Consider the following 19,598-nt stretch of genomic DNA (forward strand, 5'->3'; position numbering starts at 1 on the left):
TCTTATTCTAACTTTTCTAGTAATTCCTTCGCTTCTTTTTGCTTATAATCTGATTTAGCTATTAATGTATTTAACTCTTTCTTTGCTTTTTCTGTTTCTTTAGACTTCACAAATAACAAAGCTTTATACCAATATCCTTTAGGAGCATCTAACAAATCACTATTGATTAAACTATTTAATGTTGTTTCAGCTTCTTTATACTTATTCAACTCCATTAAAGCAATGGCTTTATACACATAATAATTTCCATCCTTTAACTCTGGTGATGAAACCTTATTTAAAACTGACAAAGCTTCTTCGTACTTCTTCTCTTTAAAATAGCTTTCAGCGGCTACTAAATCTTGTTTATCTGTTGTCTCGCTTCTATCTACAAACGAAGGCAACTCATTCATCATAATGTAATCAGAATAATAATTTGTAGAATCTGATCCGTTATACAAATTAAGGGTAAGAAGCAATAGTACCGCCGCAGCAATTCCAGAAATATAAAATACTCTTCTTTTTTTAACTTTATTTTCCTTCTTATAAATATCATTAACCTCAGAAAATGTTTTCTTCATTCTTACTCCTTCCTCAGAACGAAATAATTGTGTATACTCTTCTATTTCTTTCGTTTGCAAATTTTCTATAAAACTCCAACTTTCCTCATTTAAAGATTCGAACAGTTGCTTCTCTATAATAAATTGTTCCTTAAATACTTCATCAATATCTAATCTTTTCAAAAATTGATTTCTTTCTTCATCAGAAAGTTCACTTCTTAAAAAACGTTCTATTAATATGTCATCTTCTAAGCCCATGCCTCTCTTAATGAATTATATCTTTTATCTGCTTTAATAATCTCTGTTAACTTTTTTTTACATTTAAATACTCGTTGCCTTACTACAGTTTCAGAATTATACTCTGTAGCAGCGACAATTTCTGCATAAGAGGTTTTAGCAAAAAACATAAACAAAATTTGTCTACAGTTTTCAGAAATTTCTTTCATTTTTTCTATAAACAACTCTTGTCTTTTTTGTTCTACCAATGCCAGTGAATTTTCTCTATCTTCATTAGCTAGTTCAACAATTTCGCTATTTGTTACCCTATTTTTATGCTTATTTAATTCTCTCCTCCATAAATTTTTACATACCGTAAACAAATATCCATCAAAACTTGTTGTAATTGTAAACTTTTCTTTTTTATAACGCATACTGATTTGCAATAAGGCCTTTTGAAAAATATCCTCAGCATCTTCCATATTCCCATTATTTTTTAACACAAAGCTTTTCACCTTTGGAAGGTTGTTTTTGTAAATAGTAAGCAATACCCTTTTATCTTCTTCTACCAGCGCTTTTAAAAAAAAAATATCTTTCATTATTCTTAGTTAACACACAAAAATAAAGTTTTTATATTTTTGCGCGGGTAACATTTAAAAAAATGTTGAATAAAGAAGAAGAAGAAAACAAAATGAAAACAAAATGAAAAAATTATTTTTATTAGGCTTGTTAGCCTTAGCTTTTATTGTAAGCTGTCAAACAAACGAAGAAGTAGTTCCTAATCAGAAAACAGAAACAACTTCAACATCTAATGTAAAACAAAGTACAATTTCGGGAGTTAGTGATTCTGACCTTGATCCAACTACTCATGATGATGTTGGATTAGAAAATAACGGGTCAAACAACCAAAGTGTTGTATGGAAATACACCTTAATTAAAATATCATTTCCATCATATACAACAGAACAACAAAAAGCGGAAATTCGATCGCATTTCTCGATATACCCTCGAATTTTAAAAGGTTGGGAGCTGTTTTACTCTGAAAAATGTACTACAAGACCTAATTTAGAGTTTTGGACTTTAAGAATTGAACAGGCAAACTATGTTGATGCAACTACTAACGATCCTGTTCAAGCCATGGAAGACTTCATTAAGATAAGGATTGGTCCTGCTGGAGGTGGAAATGGTACAGATCCAGATGAGGTAGAGTGTACCGAAGTGGATTCTAAAACCAAACAAATAGAATGTATATAACATTGGTAATTGAATGATTCGACTTATTTCTATTATTCTTTTTTTATTTATCGGAGTAAATACTTCTGTAAATAGCCAAGAGTGTCTTAATACTTTTTTAAAAAAGTATCAAGACACTCCTGTTATAGCTTCTTCTAAAGTAGATTCCTTACTTACCGCTTGTAATGATAGTATAAAAACACAAATTAGAATTGCCGATTATTTTTCTATTTACTATAGAAAAAAGAGAAAAAATGATTTGGCTATTAAATATGCCCAAACCGAAGTTAATTTTTATAAGAAGCTAGGTCTTAAAAACTATGGATATGAAAATGTAGTTTATAACTTGGGTAAATTTTATTATTACAACAAAGAGTATGACAAAGCGATCGCACTCTTTGACGAGGTAATTCAATTAGACATTTCTCCATTAAAATCTAAGGTCTCTTTAATACAAATTGGAAGGTGTTATCGAGATAAAGGAGATTATTTTATAGCAAAAAGTTATTTTACCAAAGCCTTAAACACCCTTTCTTTAACCAACTCTACAATATACATATACAACTCTTTTATTTATTTAGTTAACATTAACAATCAGATAGACACAGAAGAATCTACGTTATCCAATATACTTCTACTAAATAAACTTGAACATTTACTTGAGGAAAACAAGAGCATTCAAACTTCAAAAAGATATTATAGATTAAACTTTAACAGAGGAAATGTATTTTCCAATTTATTAAGATTAAATTATAAATCTGACTCTTTAAAAACAACCTATTTTAATAAAAGTAAGTTATTCTTTGAAAAAGCTCTGGAATACGCAAAAAAAACTAATGATTCAAGTAATATATCCTTGATAAACATCAATTTGGGAGAAATTTATAGCAATTATGAAAAAGACAGTGCTTTGTACTATCATAAACAAAGTCTTAAGTTCAATAATGGTAGTAGCTATAATAAAGCATTAAGCTATAACAACATTGCTTTTTATTATTTAAAAAGTAATCCTAATCTGGCTTTAGAATATATTGAAAAGGCTATTAATGTCAATTTTTCAGTAAATGAGGATAAAAAAAACTTTATTCCTTCTGACAAGCAATTGTTCTTAACAAAGTATAAAAGTCAAACGATTTTACAATTGACAACCAAAGCTGAAGTTTTAATTTCTCTATTTCAAAAAACGCAAAACAAGGACTATCTAAAAAATGCCATCGAGACCATAAAAATCATTGATCGACTTATTGACATATCCATTCAAAGTAACTATGATTTAAACACTAAGTTTTTATGGCGGAATGAAGCTTCGAAAGCCTATATACATGGTGCTAAAGCTGCTCACCTCTTAGGTGACCTAAACAATATGTTTTATTTTACCGAAAAAAACAGAGCTGTTTTATTAACTGAAAGTCTTCAACAAAACACCAATCAAACTAGTCTTCCAAAAAGAACCTCTAAAAAATTAGAAATTTTTTATAAAAATATTTTCGAACTAGAAGACTCGATTAAACAAAATACAGCTCAATATTCTAAATTAAACGATTCATTATTCAAGATAAAAAAGGAATATCAAACTTTTACTGATTCCATAAAAGAACATCATCCTGCAGTTTTTAATAACAAAGCTAAAATTGTATCATTAGACCAGCTTAAACCAAAACTAAACAATCAATCTGTAATTGTTTCTTACATTTTAAATAAAGAAAATCTCAAAGATGATACTTTGTTCGGTTTGATTATCTCTAAAAATAAGAATATCAGTTTTGAAATAAAGAATATAGATACTTTTAAAAGTACACTTAATAAGTATAAAAAACTTATAACCGTTCCTTTAAAAACGAAAAATGAATTTGATACTTTTAAAAGAGTATCTTATAACTTGTATAATCAACTTTTTCCTACAAATGAGATAAAGAAGTTAATTGAAAACAAAGATCTTACCATTATACCTGATATTAGTTTTGAAAACATTCCTTTTGAAGCACTAAATACAGATACATCTAATCTTAAATTTTTAATTGAACATACTGATATTAGTTATGCGTATTCAATTTCTTTCTTAGAGTTTAATAATACTATTGAACGACGTACGAATAACGATCTTACACTTTTTGCTCCTATCAATTTTAATTCTTCAAAAGTATCTTCGTTAGCATATACTAAAGATGAAATCAAAAATATCGGTAACATTGTTAGCGGAAACTCTTTTGAATATGACGAAGCTTCTAAGTATAATTTTTTAAACAAAAGTTCTGATTCTAAAATTATCCATCTTGCTACACATGCCGATGCAAGTAGTAATCCAGTTATTTATTTTTCAGATTCTATTCTTCCACTTAGAAGAATATATACTTATAAAAACAATGCAGATTTAGTTATACTTAGTGCATGTGAAACCAATCTGGGAGAAATAAAAAAAGGAGAAGGAACATTGAGTTTAGCTAGAGCGTTTTTTAATGCTGGAGCAAATTCAGTTATTTCCACCTTATGGAAGGTTAATGATGGGAGTACTTCGGAAATAATGAATAACTTCTATGAAAACTTAAGAAATCATCAATCTAAAAACGAAGCTTTAAACAACGCTAAAAGAAATTATTTAAAAAATCATTCTTTAGCCGAAAAATCTCCTTATTACTGGGCTTCCTTTGTACTAATTGGAGATACCAAACCTGTATTTAATAATTATACCTGGAGGTATATAGGTATAATATTGATAATTCTTCTATTGTTTTTTTCTTTTTATTTAAGAAAAGACAATAAGTAGTACTTAAAAAATAATGCACTCTCATTTTTTATTCGTTTTTTTGTCTCCTAAAAAATTTGATAAATTTATTTAGGTAACATTTTTAAAAATATTGAACAAAGAAGAAGAGAAATAATTTAATATTTAAAATTTTATGAAACATTTAAACCTACTACACAAAACCCTATTGTTTATTTTTGCTTTTGTTGCATTTAGCTTTACTACAAAGAATAATGCAACAACTACAGTAAACGAGCCTTATCGAGAATTAGTTGTAATTACGTTTGATCCAGAATTGACTTTAGACGAAATTACTACAATTCGCGAAAACTTTAAAAACAGTTTAGATTCTCAAATTGATTTTCAATATATAGCTCATCCCCATGGTAACAAAGAATCTTGGTTGTTATCTGATTCAGGCTTTGATCCTAAAGGGGACAACAAAACCGCACAAGAAGACAGTGATGAAGACCTAGACAAACCTAAATCTTTTACCACTATTAATTATACTCCATTATATACCAATACTAATGTTGTGCAGATTATGATTTTTCAAAACGCAAGCATTGATGATTGGTTAAGTTCTCTTACAGTTAATGATTCTGGAAAGAATTCTGTAAAAATTAACGAACGTTAATCATTCATAACACAAAAAAAATATTACCCCTTTTATTTTGGCTATTCATTTTTTTAGTGAATAGCCAAAACTTGTTAGCTCAAAATACGCTTACTCAAAAACAAGTTGATAGCATATTAACTTATTCATCAAAAAAAAACAAGCTCAAAACCTTAAAAAACTACATTAATAGTCTCATTAGACAACGTGACTATCCCAGAGCCTTAAAATATGCTAAAATAGATTTAAACCTAAACAAAGATTCTATAGATAAAAAACATATAGTTTCACTTTATAAAATCGGATATATTTTATCTAAAACAGATTCTCTTCCTCAAGCTATAGAATATTATAAGAAGCTTGTTGAACATCCAGCTGTTTATCCAAAAAAAACTGGGCAAGCTTATTGTGGAATCGGTCTTATATATAGAGAGTTAGGGTTATATGAAGAATCTATAAACTACTACCAGAAAGGCATTAAAAAACTAGAAGGGGAAGGTTTATATAAAACATTATTCACTAGGTATATAAACTATTCCATTGTTCTCAAATACCTCGGCACAAAACAACATCTAGCCACGGCTTTAGAAGTTTTAAAAAAAGCTGAAAAAATATTAGAGGAAAAAAACTTCAAAAGTAACGCTAAGTTTTCTTTATATAATCAAATAGCCTTGACTTATACTAATGATTCTGCTTATAATTTTTTAAATGCTAAAACATATTTACTTAAAAATATTACTACTCCAGACTCGTCAGATTTAGCTACTACTTATAATAACTTGGCTTTTTTATATTTAAAAGAAAAAAGAGATAGCACAGAATATTTTGTTCAAAAAGGATTACAATATGTTTCAAAACCAATAACTAAATCCAATTTATTAGATAATTATGCAAGTTTTTATTTATTAAAAGATCAAAAGCAAAATGCTCTCGAAGCTATTCACAGAGCCTTAGAAGTAAATATAGAAGTGGATTTTGACATTTCTACCATTCCTTCAAAAAACTCTCTATTAGAGACTAAAGATAAAGAACTTCTTATATATTGTTTAAAGAAGAAAGCAGACATACTATACAAGTTATATTTAGAACAAAATAAGCAAGAATATTTAGAACAAATCATTCTTAACGTACAAGCTATAGATGATGTTATAAAAATAATATTAGACAATCCAAACTTTTTTGAAACTAACACCAAGTTATTCTGGAGAAAACAAGCTTCAGAAGCTTATCTTAAAGGAGCTTATACGGCTAGCTTACTTAAAAAAAATGAACTGGTTTCTTATTTTGTTGAAAAAAACAAAGCTTTATTATTAATTGAAAATATTTTAAACAACACCTCTTTATCTAAATTACCATCTACTGTAGTTAATCGTGTCCAAAACTTCAACAATGACATTTTAAGAATTGAAGACGCCCTTTACAAGCAACAAAAAAATGTTCAAAAGAAATTAAAAGACTCTTTATTTGATCTTAAAACTACATTTAAAAACTTTAAAGATTCTTTAAAAATAGCTTATCCATTACACTATAATAGTTATTTAAGCTTTGATATACTCCCATTGGCTTCCCTTCAAAAAAGCCTTGACTCTGAAGAGATTAACATATCGTTTATCTGGGATACTTTTTTAGATAAAAAAGAAGCTCTTATTATTCTCTTTACAACCAAAGAACATAGTGAAACTGTTGTTTTAAATGGAATAAATTTTCAGAACCTTAAAAACACACTAAATAGGTATAAAAAATTAATTAGAATTCCTTTAACCACTAAAAAACAGCTTGATTCCTTTTACGGAATTTCAAACAGTTTATATACACAACTTTTCCCTACTGAGAAATTAAGGCAATTGATATTAAATAAAAATATCACTATTATTCCTGACAATAAACTGTCTAATATTCCTTTCGAATCTTTAGTTATAGATAATACGGTTAAAACTTATTTAATAGAAAAAAGTAATATTCATTATTCTTATTCCAATTCTTTTAATTCTTACAATAACTTAATAGAAAGAAATACCAATCAAGAATTTATTGGTTTTGCTCCGGTAGACTTTTCTTCTTCTAATAAAGTTACATTAGAAAGTACTAAAGAAGAAATTAATACTATTAATAAAATTTTAAATGGTAATGCTTTTTTGTATGAAAAAGCCTCTAAACAACAATTTATAGACAATAGTTCTAATTCTAAAATCATTCATTTAGCAACTCATGCTAACGGTAACACAAGTACTCCTCATATTTACTTTTACGATGAAGAAATGAGTCTTAATGAAGTGTATTCTCATAAAAACAATGCAGACTTGGTTGTTTTAAGCGCATGTGAAACCAACTTAGGAAAAATCAAGCAGGGAGAAGGAGTGTTTAGCTTAGCACGCGGATTCTTTTTCTCTGGAACAAAATCAGTAATTTCTTCATTATGGAATGTAAATGATAAAGCTACCACAAGTATAATGACTGACTTTTATAAAAACTTGAAAGAACATCAGTCTAAAAGTGAAGCTTTAAACAATGCTAAAAGAAAGTATTTAAAAAATCATTCTCTAGCAGAGAAATCGCCGTACTATTGGGCTTCTTTTGTATTAATTGGTGACACTTCTAACACCTTCTCTACTAATTACTTTCTGTATTTTTCTCTAGGCTTTGTGATAGCTATTTCTATTATTTTATTTTTTTTCAAAAAAAGAGGGTAACAAAAAGATAGAATAGGAACTGTTTAGAAAACAACCTTTATTTAAAAAAAAATAATTCATATTAATCAACGTAATTCTCATAGAATGGAAAGCTTTATACCAAACAAGTCTCCCAAAGTTATCCACTACAATTGTACTCATTAGAAAAAGGAAATAATTGAATTAACACGTTTAGTTGTATAAAAGCTCTTACGTTGGAATTAATTTTAGGTTTAAATATTGAAGTTCGTCGTCTCATTTGGGAAAATTGCTATTCCAAACTTATTTAAAATAAGTTTATTAATACGAGAGATTGTCTGTACAGACAATCTCTCGTATTTTATCATAACATTCTATCTCGTAAAATAAACACAAATGATTTTGCTCTATTAGGATTAAAGTTCTCTGGTAAATAACTTCCTTCTCCGTTTGTATTTAAGATTAAACCATCACTAAACAAAACAAAATTGTCTAAACTCCACAAACATGAAAGTGTATTATAGTTTTCAAAGTAAGTAGAAAAATCTTGAATCTCATTCACATATGTATTTTTATTAGGAAAATACAATTCTAACTTACTGTTCTCTAATATTTCAATTAAATATTGATAATAGTACATATTAGAACTTAGAATACCACCCCATCGAATTGAATTAGGGCTTGTAGTTTTTGGAGGAGGTATTGGAGCTCCTGCACTTGGACTAATATGCCAATTATATGAGTTAAACTGCTCTTGAAAAGCTATTTCAAAAGGGTTATCTTCTTTATCTGAGTCTAGCACATCACTTAAATCTATTTTAGTGATATTTTGCGATGCAATTTTTAAATAAAAATAGTCTCTTGCTTCCTTGTTCTCTAAAAGTGTTTTCCCTACTAAAAAAGATGTCATAAACATTATACGCTCTTTTTCATTCTTAACCACATTAGTTTGAGACTCACTAATAGATAATTCTCTTTTTTCCCCCTTTTGTAACTTTTGAACAATTTCTAATTCCTCATTGTTTTGTGTACAAGAAGTACAAAATACAAGACCTACACAAATTAATTTTAAAAGTTTCATAAATTACTTTTTAATATTTCTAGTGTCAAAAATACAAAGGAACTTGAGGTATTAACATCACAGTTCATATTCGCTTACACTTAGTTCAAATTCGCTTTTCAACTTTAGAATAAATCCTTAAGTACCAAGTCTTTTCTTCTTGTAGCTACTGGTATTTGAACTCCTGTTTTAGTAATAAGAAACCCTTCGTTTGTATATTTTGTTATATAGGCCTTGTTTACAATAAACGATTGATGACATTTTATAAATCTCTTTTTATCAAGTAACTCCTCCACTTTTTTCATTGGTTTAGATATTACTATGTTTTCTTCAAAGAGATAAAATGTTGTATAGTTTCCTTCGGATTTACAATATAAAATATCATCAAAAGACACTAAATGTTGTGTATCCAAAGTCTTCAACACAATTTTACGATGTTCTCCTTCTCGATAATAATGATTTGCAATATTTACTGAACTGCCTGTTGTATTCTCTTTCTCTATTGTATTTATAGCTTTATTAACTGCTTCTTTAAATTCATCATCATCAATAGGTTTCAATAAATAATCTAAAGCGCCCAAACGTATTGCCTTGATTGCGTGAGAGTCAAATCCAGTAACAAATATTACCTTAAAATTAACTTCTTCTAAGGATGCTAAAATATCAAAACTTGTACCATCACCAAGATCAACATCCATAAAAACCAATTGCGGCTGATATCTTTTAATTTTCTCAATCCCTTCTTTTACAGAAATCGCTTCATCAACAATTGTCAACTCATTTCTAAAATCTTGAAAGACCTTTTTCTTCAAGTTCTCTCGAATATGTCTTTCATCTTCAACAATCAATGTTTTTAACATCTCTTAAAATAATTTATATGGAATTTTTAACTCAACTCTTGTTCCGGTTTCTCCTTTTTTCAATTCTTTTTTATTAACAATAACTATTCCTTTTCCGGTCATTTTCTTTAAAAACTCATCAATTAATTTTACAGAAGATTTTCTATTCAAACCATTCTCATCAATACCTATTCCATCATCATCAATCACACAATTAATATATTTTTCTTTTAAATTAAGACGAATATTTAAATTTCCTTCTCTCCCATTTTTACCAAATCCATGAATGATAGCATTCTCAACAAATGGTTGTAATAGCATAGGTGGTATTAAAACTTCATCTTCATCTTCATCTTCATCTTCAATATTGTTTTCTATGGTATAGTTAAACTTCCCTTCAAATCTAAATTGCTGTAATTCTATATAGTTTTGTAACGATTCCAACTCATCCTCAATAGGGACATAATTTTTAGTAGAGTTCTCAAAAACTCCTCTAAGTAATTTTGAAAATTTTTGAATGTATTTAATGGATTGTTCTTTATCTTCTTCTATATTGTTTTTAATCAAACTCAAACTATTAAATGTAAAATGTGGATTCATTTGAGATCGTAACAATCTTTGATGCAATAAAAAGTTATCTTGTTCTATTTTAAATCTTCGTTGCCTATAAAAATTCAATACCAACACTCCAATCACCAAAGCTACCAATAAAAGAACGACTAAAATATATTGATTTCTTTCATAAATAAAATTCTCTGTTTCTATATCCCTCTTTTCCTTTTCCAGGGCAATTTCTTTCTCAAATGCAACTTTGGAAGCTTTCAACTCACTTTCAATTCTTTCTACATAGTTTTTATCTTGGTATTTAAATATAGAATCCAAGCGCCCAACTACCTTAGTCAAATTTTCTTTTCTAAGATAAGAAGTTACCAAACTATTTTTTAAAGCTGCTCGCTGATTATCATATTCAACATTATCCAAGCCTAAACTAAATATAGAATCTATATATTTTTGCGCTACATCATACTTTTTCAATCCAATATGCGAGTCTGACAAATTTATATAGTTATTAATGAGCCTAGATTTTATTAAATTTTTTTCTGGTAAAACTTTCGTGTAAGACAATGCTTTATTAAACGAAACGATGGCTTTTTTATACAATTTATTAGTATTGTAATAATACCCTAAAGACGCATGTAACTGATTTTTACCAACTGTTTCTAGGTGGTTTTCATACTTAAAATTAGACAGCATGTCATATGCTTTCTCTTGATTCCCCAAACTACTATACATGACTGCATTAGCAATGTATGAAGTTGCATAATTTGCAGTATCGCCTGCTTTCAAAAACATATTTGCTGCTATAATACCAGCTTCTAAAGCCTCTCTGTTTTTTTCTAAAGCTACTTTTAATTGGTTTTTAAAATCATATACATGTGCTTTATATGCATAATCCTCATCATCAAGTAATGAAAGTAATTTTTCATTTATTTTCTCCGCATTGAGGTAATCATTTTTACTTAAAAAATAAACATCCCTTAATGCTCTAAAATATAAAAGTTCCCTATCTGACTTTATTTTTTCTTTAGTAAAAGAAACCACATACGTTAATGTATCGAGAACGCTATCAAAATTTCCCAATCTATAATTAATTCGAGAAGACATGTAAGAATATTCTCTTTTTAATGAATCAGACAACTTCCCTTTTGGAATACTTTGTAGCTCTTCTAAATAATATGCTAAGGAGTCTGTTTCTAAATTAAGTTTAGTTTCAAAAAAATGAGGCAACCTAAATTCTTCTGAAGTATCAACATTTTTTTTGCACCCAATAACTGTAAAAAGACAAGATAGTAGCGATAGTAGTAGTAATCTTTTCATATGAATTGAAAATAATTTAACAAAACTAGTTATTTTCTTTGTATATCATTCATTTATTTAAATCTTGAAGATTTTAATATCTATTTCCGTTTATACTTAAACAAGTAAAACATATAAAAACCTATCCATAAAACAAATAATCATTAAGTCTCGTCAATTTTGAATTTATAGTTCACAGATATGAATTGGTCTTAAAAGAAACATTTTCTACTCCTATATTCGTCCATACAATTGATAACCTACTACTAATTTTATGGAATACTCATTAAAAAATCTTGTTCAAAGATTATTAAAGAGCAATCAGATCTCTTTTGATAAAGATGAATTGGCTTTTCAAATTCAAAGTCACCCATCTTATCCTAGTTTACATGCCATTACTGGTGTGTTAGATCATTTTAATATAGAAAATGTTGCTGCTGATGTTCCAGCCAATAAAGAAACTCTAGTACAATTACCAGACTGCTTCTTAGCACAAATCAATACCGAAAAAGGAAAGGATTTGGTGATTGTTGATAGAAAAAAGCAAGATTATTTTGTTTATAACTCTGAAAACAAAAAACAAAAGCATACCGAACAAGAATTCATAGAAAAATTTACAGGTATTATTGTAGCGGTTGAAAAAACTGAAGAAAGTTTACAACCAGAGAAAAAATCGAACTTTGCTAAGTTTTTAGCTATTGGATTGTTAATTGGTTTAACAGGATTTACATTATATCAAAACACTACTAATCTATATACCTTGGCATACTTAGTATTGTCTGTTGTTGGAATTATTACCAGTGTTGCCATTGTAAAACAAGAATTAGGTTTAAAAACATCTATAGGAAATGCCTTTTGTTCGGGAGCTGATGATAAGAAAGATTGTGATGCAGTATTAACTTCAAAAGGAGCAGAAATTATAAAAGGATATAAACTGAGTGATTTAAGTGTGTTGTATTTCTCTGGGCTTACTTTATTAACCTTAGCTCAGATTGCAAATCCAGCTATTTCTTATACGATTAGCTTACTAGCCATTCCGGTTACTTTATATTCTATATATTATCAATATGCCATAGTAAAGAAATGGTGTATGTTGTGTTTGAGTATTGTAGGGGTTTTATGGTTACAAGCAGCTGTACCTTTAATAACCAATACCTATATAACAACATTTGTTCCTACAAGTTTTGTTGCTTTTGGTATTGTTGCTTCTTTAACTTGGTTGACTTGGTATTTTATCAAACCACTAGTAGCTGAAGTAACTGAATTAAGAAAAGATAAAATAGAAAGTGTAAAATTCAAGAGAAACTTTACATTATTAAATAGTTTATTACACAAATCCCCACAGTTATATACACAGATAGAAAACAGTCAGGAGATTGTATTTGGAAATCCTAACTCAGCTTTAGAGCTTACCATTGTTACCAATCCTTTTTGTGGTCATTGTAAACCAGTGCATGAGCATATTGATGAGATTTTACATCGTTATGCTAATAATGTAAGGATCAAGATAAGATTTAACATAAATACTGAAAATAAAGATGGTGATGCCGTAAAGATAACTAGTAGACTTATAGAAATATACCATACGCAAGGAAGTGAAGCTTGTTTAAAGGCAATGGATGCTATTTATGGAGGTGAAAAACCAGCAAAGTGGTTAGAAACTTATGGAACATGTACTCAACAAGAAGTATATATAGCAGAACTGGAAAGAGAAAAAGAGTGGTGTACTAACAATGCTATTAATTTCACACCAGAAATCTTAGTGAATGGAAGATCATTCCCTAAAGAATATAACAGAACAGATTTAATCTTGTTTATTGAAGATTTAGAAGAAAATGCTCAGGAATTGACAACCGTATAGTATCCTAATTGCTATTTAGAGAAACTCGTTTCTGGGAAAGTTGCTACAACTAATAATATATCTCGCGAAGAATAGACATAAATGGTGAGTGTCTTTAAATGTTCACCTCATGTATAACTTTAACTATTTTTTATTATGAAAAAATCAATTCTAAACTTAGGACAGGTTTTAAATAAAGCTCAACAAAAACAAGTTAATGGAGGTCGTAAATACTGTGAATCACATGAAGATTGTGGTACAGGATGTTGCAATACTGCTCGTTTTTGTCAAGTATTTGGAGCTCCAAACACTGGAGGCCTTTTATGTGACGGTAGCTTATTTGGCTAAAAATCTGTAAATACACAATTCAATTAAAAAAACAACTTTAAGTATCTCAAAGAGATATTTTTCAAATCAAAAATTATGAAAAAATCAATCTTAAATTTAGGAACAGTATTAAACAAAGTACAACAAAAACAAGTTAATGGTGGGCGTAAGCAATGTGACGCTAACCGTGATGGCGAATGTGAAGACTTTGGAAGACAATGTGCTGAATTTTATTGTCGTTTCATACTTCAATAAAAATTTAGGATAGCACTTCTTCATAGAAAAGCTATTAAACTTATAAAAGGAGAATTGAAAATATTCTCCTTTTTCTTTAAACCTTTCTTCTTTGAAAAAATTTCCAAATTATAAGCAAACAGAGGCCAAAGATTGTGGACCTACTTGTATTAAGATTATTGCCAAGCATTATGGTAAGACTATCAACACTCAACAACTACGTAAACTAAGTGAAACTACACGAGAAGGTAGTAGTTTATTAGGGTTAAGTGAAGCAGTTGAATCAATTGGTTTTAAATCTTTAGGAATAAAACTAGCGTTTAATAAATTAAAAGAAGCGCCTTTTCCTTGTATTATCCATTGGAATAAGAATCATTATGTGGTACTCTATAAAATAAAAAAAGATACCGTATACATTTCTGACCCAGCACATGGATTAATAACCTTTACGAAAGAAGAGTTTATTCAGCATTGGATTGGTAATAATGCCGATGAAAATACAGAGGAAGGAATTGCTTTACTTATAGAACCTACTCCTAGGTTTTATAGTGAGGAATTTGAAGAGGATGAGAAGTTTGGATTTGGATTTATTTTCAAGTATTTATTTAAGTACAAAAAATTTGTTACACAGTTAATCGTAGGGTTATTAGCAGGGAGTTTATTACAATTAATCCTACCCTTTTTAACCCAAAGTGTGGTAGATGTAGGTATTGAAAATCAAGACCTAAACTTTGTATACCTTATTCTATTTGCGCAACTGTTTTTGTTTATAGGAAAAGCATCTTTAGAGATTATAAGAAGTTGGATTTTATTACATCTTAGTACAAGAATCAATATTTCTTTAATATCCGATTTTTTCATCAAGTTAATGAAATTACCTATTTCTTATTTTGATGTGAGAATGACAGGAGATTTATTACAAAGAATCAATGATCATAAACGTATTGAAAGAATCTTAACAACGTCTTCACTAACGGTACTTTTTTCCTTTTTTAACCTAATTATATTCAGTTTAGTACTTGGATATTATAGTTTACAAATCTTTGGAGTATTTGTATTAGGAAGTGTACTGTATTTCGGATGGGTTTTGTTCTTCTTTAAAAAGAGAAAAGAACTCGATTACAAACGTTTCTCTCAAGTAAGTCAAGAACAAAGTAAAGTAATTGAGCTTATCAATGGAATGCAAGAAATAAAGCTACATAATGCAGAAAGACGTATGCGTTGGAATTGGGAATATGTACAAGCCCGATTGTTTAAAGTTGCTACCAAGAGTTTAGCCTTAGAACAAACACAAAGTGTAGGTTCTAACTTTATCAATGAGCTAAAAAACATGTTCATTACCATACTCTCTGCCAAACTGGTTATTGATGGAAACATCACCTTAGGTATGATGATGGCCATTAGTTATATCGTAGGACAATTAAACGGTCCTATTACCCAGCTTATTAGTTTTATGAGAGATGTACAAGATGCACAGATATCGGTAGATAGATTAGGAGAAATCCACAATATGGAAGATGAAGAAAAACCAGAGGATGAGAAAGTAACTCAAATTCCAGAAGATGCTGCTATCAAACTAAGTAACATATCCTTTAGATATACAGGAGGATTAGAACCTGTGTTAAAGGATTTATCCTTAGAAATACCTGCAAATAAAACTACTGCTATTGTAGGAGTAAGTGGTAGTGGAAAATCAACCCTTATGAAACTCTTATTAGGGTTTTATCAGGTAGACAAAGGAGATATTATGGTTAATAATTTTAATCTAAGAAATATCTCACAAAAAGAATGGAGAAGAAACTGTGGAGTGGTAATGCAAGAAGGATACATTTTTAATGATTCTATTGCTAAAAACATTGCGGTAGGTGAAGATTATGTAGATAAAGAAAAATTAGCACATGCGATAGATGTAGCTAATATCTCAGATTATATAGAAAGTCTTCCTTTAGGATACAATACCAAAATAGGAAGTGAAGGAAACGGACTTAGTACAGGACAAAAACAACGTTTGTTAATTGCTAGATCTGTGTATAAAAATCCGAAGTTTTTATTTTTTGATGAAGCTACTAGTGCATTAGATGCCAACAATGAAAAGGTAATTATGGGGAAACTAAATACCTTTTTTGCTAACAAAACAGCAGTGGTTATTGCCCATAGATTAAGTACTGTAAAAAATGCACATCAAATTGTGGTGTTAGACAAAGGAAAAATCATAGAAAAAGGAACTCATGAAGAGTTAATCAAACTAAAAGGAAGTTATTACCATCTAGTTAAAAACCAATTAGACCTAGGTAAATAAAACATACAAAGTCATATAAGCCTATAAACGCTTAATGATCAAAATATTTTTCGCGAAGAATAGACACAATCCTTGAGTGTCTCTAAATAGTTCAAGGATTTAATCAAATTAATTAAATCTTAAAGTGATGAAAAAATCAATTTTAAATTTAGGAATAGCTTTAAACAAAGCTGATCAAAAAACTATTAACGGAGGAATGAATTGTCCTTCTAGTCCTATTTGTTATGGAATTAACACAATGCAATGTGGTACATGTGCAGAATACCATGCACTTCCTCGTGATTGCAAAATGAGAGTTTTAGTAAGTGTAGATTGTTTTGGAATTTAAAAAAATTATAAGATGAAAAAATCAATTTTAAACTTAGGAACAACATTAAATAAGAGTGAACAAAAAGCTGTTAATGGAGGTATGCGTCGTTGTGCTTCTCTTTTCTTTTGCGCTTTTAACTGTGATGAAGGTGATCCATGTGCTATTCCTAATGGATTAGGAGGTGCTAATAGAGGTACTATTGTTAACGGACAATGTTGTTTATAAAATATACATTATGAAAAAATCAATCTTAACTTTAGGTAAAAGTTTAAATAAAACGGAACAAAAGAACATCAATGGAGGTTTTTTCACTAATAACTGTTTTGACATTACAGACAGTTCTAGTTGTAACCGAAAAAGAGGATGTCAGTGGTATGGATGCTATTGTGGACCAAACTCTCCACACTTTGCTCCTTGTTAAAACCAAATCCATCTATTTTTTATAAATAAAAAAATAGTAACTAAATTTTAAATCATATAAAATGAAAAAATCAATTTTAAACTTAGGAAAAAACTTAAGTAAACTAGAACAAAAAGCTATAAACGGAGGAAAAAGGTATTGTAACACAATAGCAGACTGTCCTCCTGGTAACTGTTGTATGCATAATGCATGCTTACCAGAAACACATTTTTTGTGTCGTTGGATTAGTTTATAATTTACTTTATTTGAAAAATTAAATTTTGATGCTCGTATAAGTGATACGAGCATCTTTTAAACATTATATATGCCACAGAGTAATTCGGAAATAGAAATTCGTAGTGAAGAAGTACAAGAAATCTTAAGTCATGTACCTAATTGGATGATACGTTGGGGAAATACCTTATTCCTTCTATTGATACTAATGTTATTGTTCATTTCTTGGTTTGTTAGATACCCAGATGTTATTTCTTCACAAGTAATGGTAACCACTTCTTCTCCTCCTGAAAAATTATATGCCAATGCTAGAGGTAGATTTGATGTGTTTTTAACCAGTGAAGGCAGCCAAGTAAAAGCAGGTGATGTATTAGCAGTAATTGAAAACAGTGCTTCTTATAAGGATGTATTGCTTTTAAAAAGCATTATAGATACCATACCTACACATAACGAAGAATTTGTATTTCCAATAGATAAAATGCCTCCGATGATTTTAGGAGATATCACGTCTAGTTATTCTCAGTTTGAAAACGATTATTCTGAGTATATATTAAACAAAAAGCTAACTCCCTTTAAGTCGGAGAACTTAGCCAACCAAATGTCAGTAATCGAAGCTAAGGGAAGACTACAAATCTTATTATCTCAAAGAGAACTCAATAAAAAAGAACTTGTTTTTAAAGAGAATGACTTGAATAGAAGTCGTAAAATGTTTGAAAAAGGAGTTATTTCAGCCAAAGAAAAAGAATTAAAAGAAATTGAATCTTTACAAGCTAAAAGAGCTTACCAAAGTTTAGAAAGTTCTATTTCTCAGATGAGAGAACTTATTAGCAATTCTAATAAAAATTTAGAAGGAACCTCTATTCGAAAAACACAAAACGATGTACGTTTACAAAAAAAGGCCGTGCAATCATTTTTGTATTTAAGAAATGCTATTAAAGATTGGCAAAGACAATACGGTTTAACCACTTCCATTGATGGTAAGGTGTCATTTTTATCGTATTGGAATAAAAACCAAACGGTACAACAAGGAAAGTTAATTTTTACCATTATTCCAGAAAAAAGCACTTCATATATTGGTAAAATAAAAGCTCCGGCGGCAAATTCTGGAAAAATCAAAAAAGGACAAAAAGTACAAATAAAGTTATTGAATTATCCCTCGGATGAATTTGGTGAGATTAATGGAAAGGTACAATCTATTTCATTACTTCCAGATGAAGAAGGAAAATATTTAATAAATGTAGATTTACCACAGGACTTAAAAACTACCTATGGTAAACAAATAGCATTTAGACAAGAAATGCAAGGAACGGCAGATATTGTTACCGAAGACTTACGATTGATAGAACGTTTTTTCTATCAACTTAAAAATATTATTAAATAATATGCATTCCTATATCTTAAAAAACACTAAATTAGCAGGCTTGCTAAAAAAGTAATTTTAGCAATTCAAATTGTTAATTAACTAAAAAGATATATGAGTATGAGTCCTAATGATGACAGAAAAATAAAAGAAAAATTACACCCAAAAACTTGGAATGAGATAAAAACAAATGACAGTTGGGCTATTTTCAAAATCATGTCTGAATTTGTTGAAGGATATGAGAAATTAAGTAAAATTGGACCATGTGTTTCTATTTTTGGTTCTGCAAGAACAAAGACAGATCACCCTTATTATAAGTTAGCTGAAGAAGTAGCTTTTCAATTAACTCAAAACGGATTTGGAGTAATTACAGGAGGAGGTCCTGGTATTATGGAAGCGGGTAACAAAGGTGCACACAGAGGAAAAGGAACCTCAGTAGGATTAAACATCGAGCTTCCTTTTGAGCAACACGATAACCCTTGGATTGACCATGATAAAAACTTAGAATTTGATTACTTCTTTGTTCGTAAAGTAATGTTTGTAAAGTATTCTCAAGGTTTTGTTGTAATGCCTGGTGGTTTTGGAACCTTAGATGAACTTTTTGAAGCAATCACTTTAATTCAAACAAACAAAATAGGAAGATTCCCTATTGTTTTAGTTGGACGAAAATTCTGGAGTGGTTTATTAGACTGGATCAAGAATACATTACTAGAAGAAGGCAATATCAGCGAAAAAGATTTAAACCTATTTAGAGTAGTTGATACCGCTGAAGAAGCTGTAGAACATTTCAATAAATTCTACGCTAAATATCAATTAAAGCCAAACTTCTAAAAATTATTATAT

19 protein-coding genes are annotated in these 19,598 nt (G+C 29.2%); 14 read left to right on the forward strand and 5 right to left on the reverse strand.

Translation table 11 applies throughout. The features are described 5' to 3' along the window. Positions 1-2: 2 nt before the first annotated feature. Together Q0873_RS10950 and Q0873_RS10955 are read right to left on the reverse strand one after the other, a co-directional pair. A complete protein-coding gene (locus Q0873_RS10950; protein ID WP_299107082.1) occupies positions 3-797 on the reverse strand; it encodes a CDC27 family protein in 795 nt (264 codons plus the stop codon). Then, positions 788-1,354 (reverse strand): sigma-70 family RNA polymerase sigma factor, encoded by a 567-nt coding sequence (locus tag Q0873_RS10955; RefSeq protein WP_299107085.1) that lies wholly within the window; start codon positions 1,352-1,354, stop codon positions 788-790. Before Q0873_RS10955 ends, Q0873_RS10950 begins: the two co-directional genes overlap by 10 nt. Positions 1,355-1,457: 103 nt before the next feature. On the opposite strand from Q0873_RS10955, the gene Q0873_RS10960 reads away from it, so the two are divergent. The 4 genes from Q0873_RS10960 (at position 1,458) to Q0873_RS10975 (ending at position 8,037) form a co-directional block, all read left to right on the forward strand. Further along, positions 1,458-2,009, forward strand: coding sequence for a hypothetical protein (locus Q0873_RS10960; protein ID WP_299107088.1), 552 nt, complete (start codon positions 1,458-1,460; stop codon positions 2,007-2,009). 13 nt (positions 2,010-2,022) lie between these two features. Next, a complete protein-coding gene (locus Q0873_RS10965) occupies positions 2,023-4,752 on the forward strand; it encodes a CHAT domain-containing protein (RefSeq protein WP_299107090.1) in 2,730 nt (909 codons plus the stop codon). Positions 4,753-4,885: 133 nt separating this feature from the next. Next, positions 4,886-5,368 (forward strand): hypothetical protein, encoded by a 483-nt coding sequence (locus tag Q0873_RS10970; RefSeq protein WP_299107092.1) that lies wholly within the window; start codon positions 4,886-4,888, stop codon positions 5,366-5,368. A 71-nt stretch (positions 5,369-5,439) separates the two neighbouring features. Further along, entirely contained in the window at positions 5,440-8,037 is a 2,598-nt protein-coding gene (locus Q0873_RS10975) for a CHAT domain-containing protein (protein WP_299107094.1), read from the forward strand. Positions 8,038-8,359: 322 nt separating this feature from the next. On the opposite strand, the gene Q0873_RS10980 is transcribed toward Q0873_RS10975, so the two are convergent. The 3 genes from Q0873_RS10980 to Q0873_RS10990 form a co-directional block, all read right to left on the reverse strand. Next, on the reverse strand, positions 8,360-9,076 hold the full coding sequence (locus Q0873_RS10980) for a hypothetical protein (RefSeq protein WP_299107096.1): 717 nt from the start codon (positions 9,074-9,076) through the stop codon (positions 8,360-8,362). Positions 9,077-9,180: 104 nt separating this feature from the next. Further along, positions 9,181-9,915, reverse strand: a complete 735-nt coding sequence (locus tag Q0873_RS10985; RefSeq protein WP_299107099.1) for a LytTR family DNA-binding domain-containing protein — start codon at positions 9,913-9,915, stop codon at positions 9,181-9,183. A gap of 3 nt (positions 9,916-9,918) precedes the next feature. Then, the gene (locus Q0873_RS10990) at positions 9,919-11,772 is read right to left on the reverse strand and encodes a histidine kinase (RefSeq protein ID WP_299107101.1); all 1,854 of its coding nucleotides are present in this window, start codon (positions 11,770-11,772) and stop codon (positions 9,919-9,921) included. Between the two features lie 253 nt (positions 11,773-12,025). Here Q0873_RS10990 and Q0873_RS10995 point away from each other — a divergent pair, with 253 nt between their 5' ends. The 10 genes from Q0873_RS10995 (at position 12,026) to Q0873_RS11040 (ending at position 19,586) form a co-directional block, all read left to right on the forward strand. Then, positions 12,026-13,612: a vitamin K epoxide reductase family protein gene (locus tag Q0873_RS10995; RefSeq protein WP_299107103.1), complete on the forward strand. Its 1,587-nt coding sequence runs from the start codon at positions 12,026-12,028 to the stop codon at positions 13,610-13,612. 135 nt (positions 13,613-13,747) lie between these two features. Further along, positions 13,748-13,939, forward strand: a complete 192-nt coding sequence (locus Q0873_RS11000; protein WP_299107105.1) for a hypothetical protein — start codon at positions 13,748-13,750, stop codon at positions 13,937-13,939. Positions 13,940-14,014: 75 nt separating this feature from the next. Beyond that, a complete protein-coding gene (locus Q0873_RS11005; RefSeq protein WP_299107108.1) occupies positions 14,015-14,173 on the forward strand; it encodes a hypothetical protein in 159 nt (52 codons plus the stop codon). A 91-nt stretch (positions 14,174-14,264) separates the two neighbouring features. Then, positions 14,265-16,451, forward strand: a complete 2,187-nt coding sequence (locus tag Q0873_RS11010; protein ID WP_299107110.1) for a peptidase domain-containing ABC transporter — start codon at positions 14,265-14,267, stop codon at positions 16,449-16,451. 127 nt (positions 16,452-16,578) lie between these two features. Continuing rightward, a complete protein-coding gene (locus Q0873_RS11015; RefSeq protein ID WP_299107112.1) occupies positions 16,579-16,779 on the forward strand; it encodes a hypothetical protein in 201 nt (66 codons plus the stop codon). A gap of 12 nt (positions 16,780-16,791) precedes the next feature. Then, positions 16,792-16,986 carry a hypothetical protein gene (locus tag Q0873_RS11020; protein WP_299107115.1) on the forward strand — a complete coding sequence of 65 codons (195 nt, stop codon included), beginning with the start codon at positions 16,792-16,794 and terminating at the stop codon, positions 16,984-16,986. Between the two features lie 10 nt (positions 16,987-16,996). Next, on the forward strand, positions 16,997-17,182 hold the full coding sequence (locus Q0873_RS11025) for a hypothetical protein (protein WP_299107118.1): 186 nt from the start codon (positions 16,997-16,999) through the stop codon (positions 17,180-17,182). Between the two features lie 61 nt (positions 17,183-17,243). Further along, positions 17,244-17,417, forward strand: coding sequence for a hypothetical protein (locus tag Q0873_RS11030; protein ID WP_299107120.1), 174 nt, complete (start codon positions 17,244-17,246; stop codon positions 17,415-17,417). 69 nt (positions 17,418-17,486) lie between these two features. Next, on the forward strand, positions 17,487-18,776 hold the full coding sequence (locus Q0873_RS11035) for an HlyD family efflux transporter periplasmic adaptor subunit (RefSeq protein WP_299107123.1): 1,290 nt from the start codon (positions 17,487-17,489) through the stop codon (positions 18,774-18,776). Between the two features lie 93 nt (positions 18,777-18,869). Further along, entirely contained in the window at positions 18,870-19,586 is a 717-nt protein-coding gene (locus Q0873_RS11040; RefSeq protein ID WP_299107126.1) for a TIGR00730 family Rossman fold protein, read from the forward strand. Positions 19,587-19,598 lie beyond the last annotated feature (12 nt).

It is taken from the genome of uncultured Tenacibaculum sp., assembly GCF_947498805.1.
In the GTDB taxonomy this organism is placed as follows: Bacteria; Bacteroidota; Bacteroidia; order Flavobacteriales; family Flavobacteriaceae; genus Polaribacter.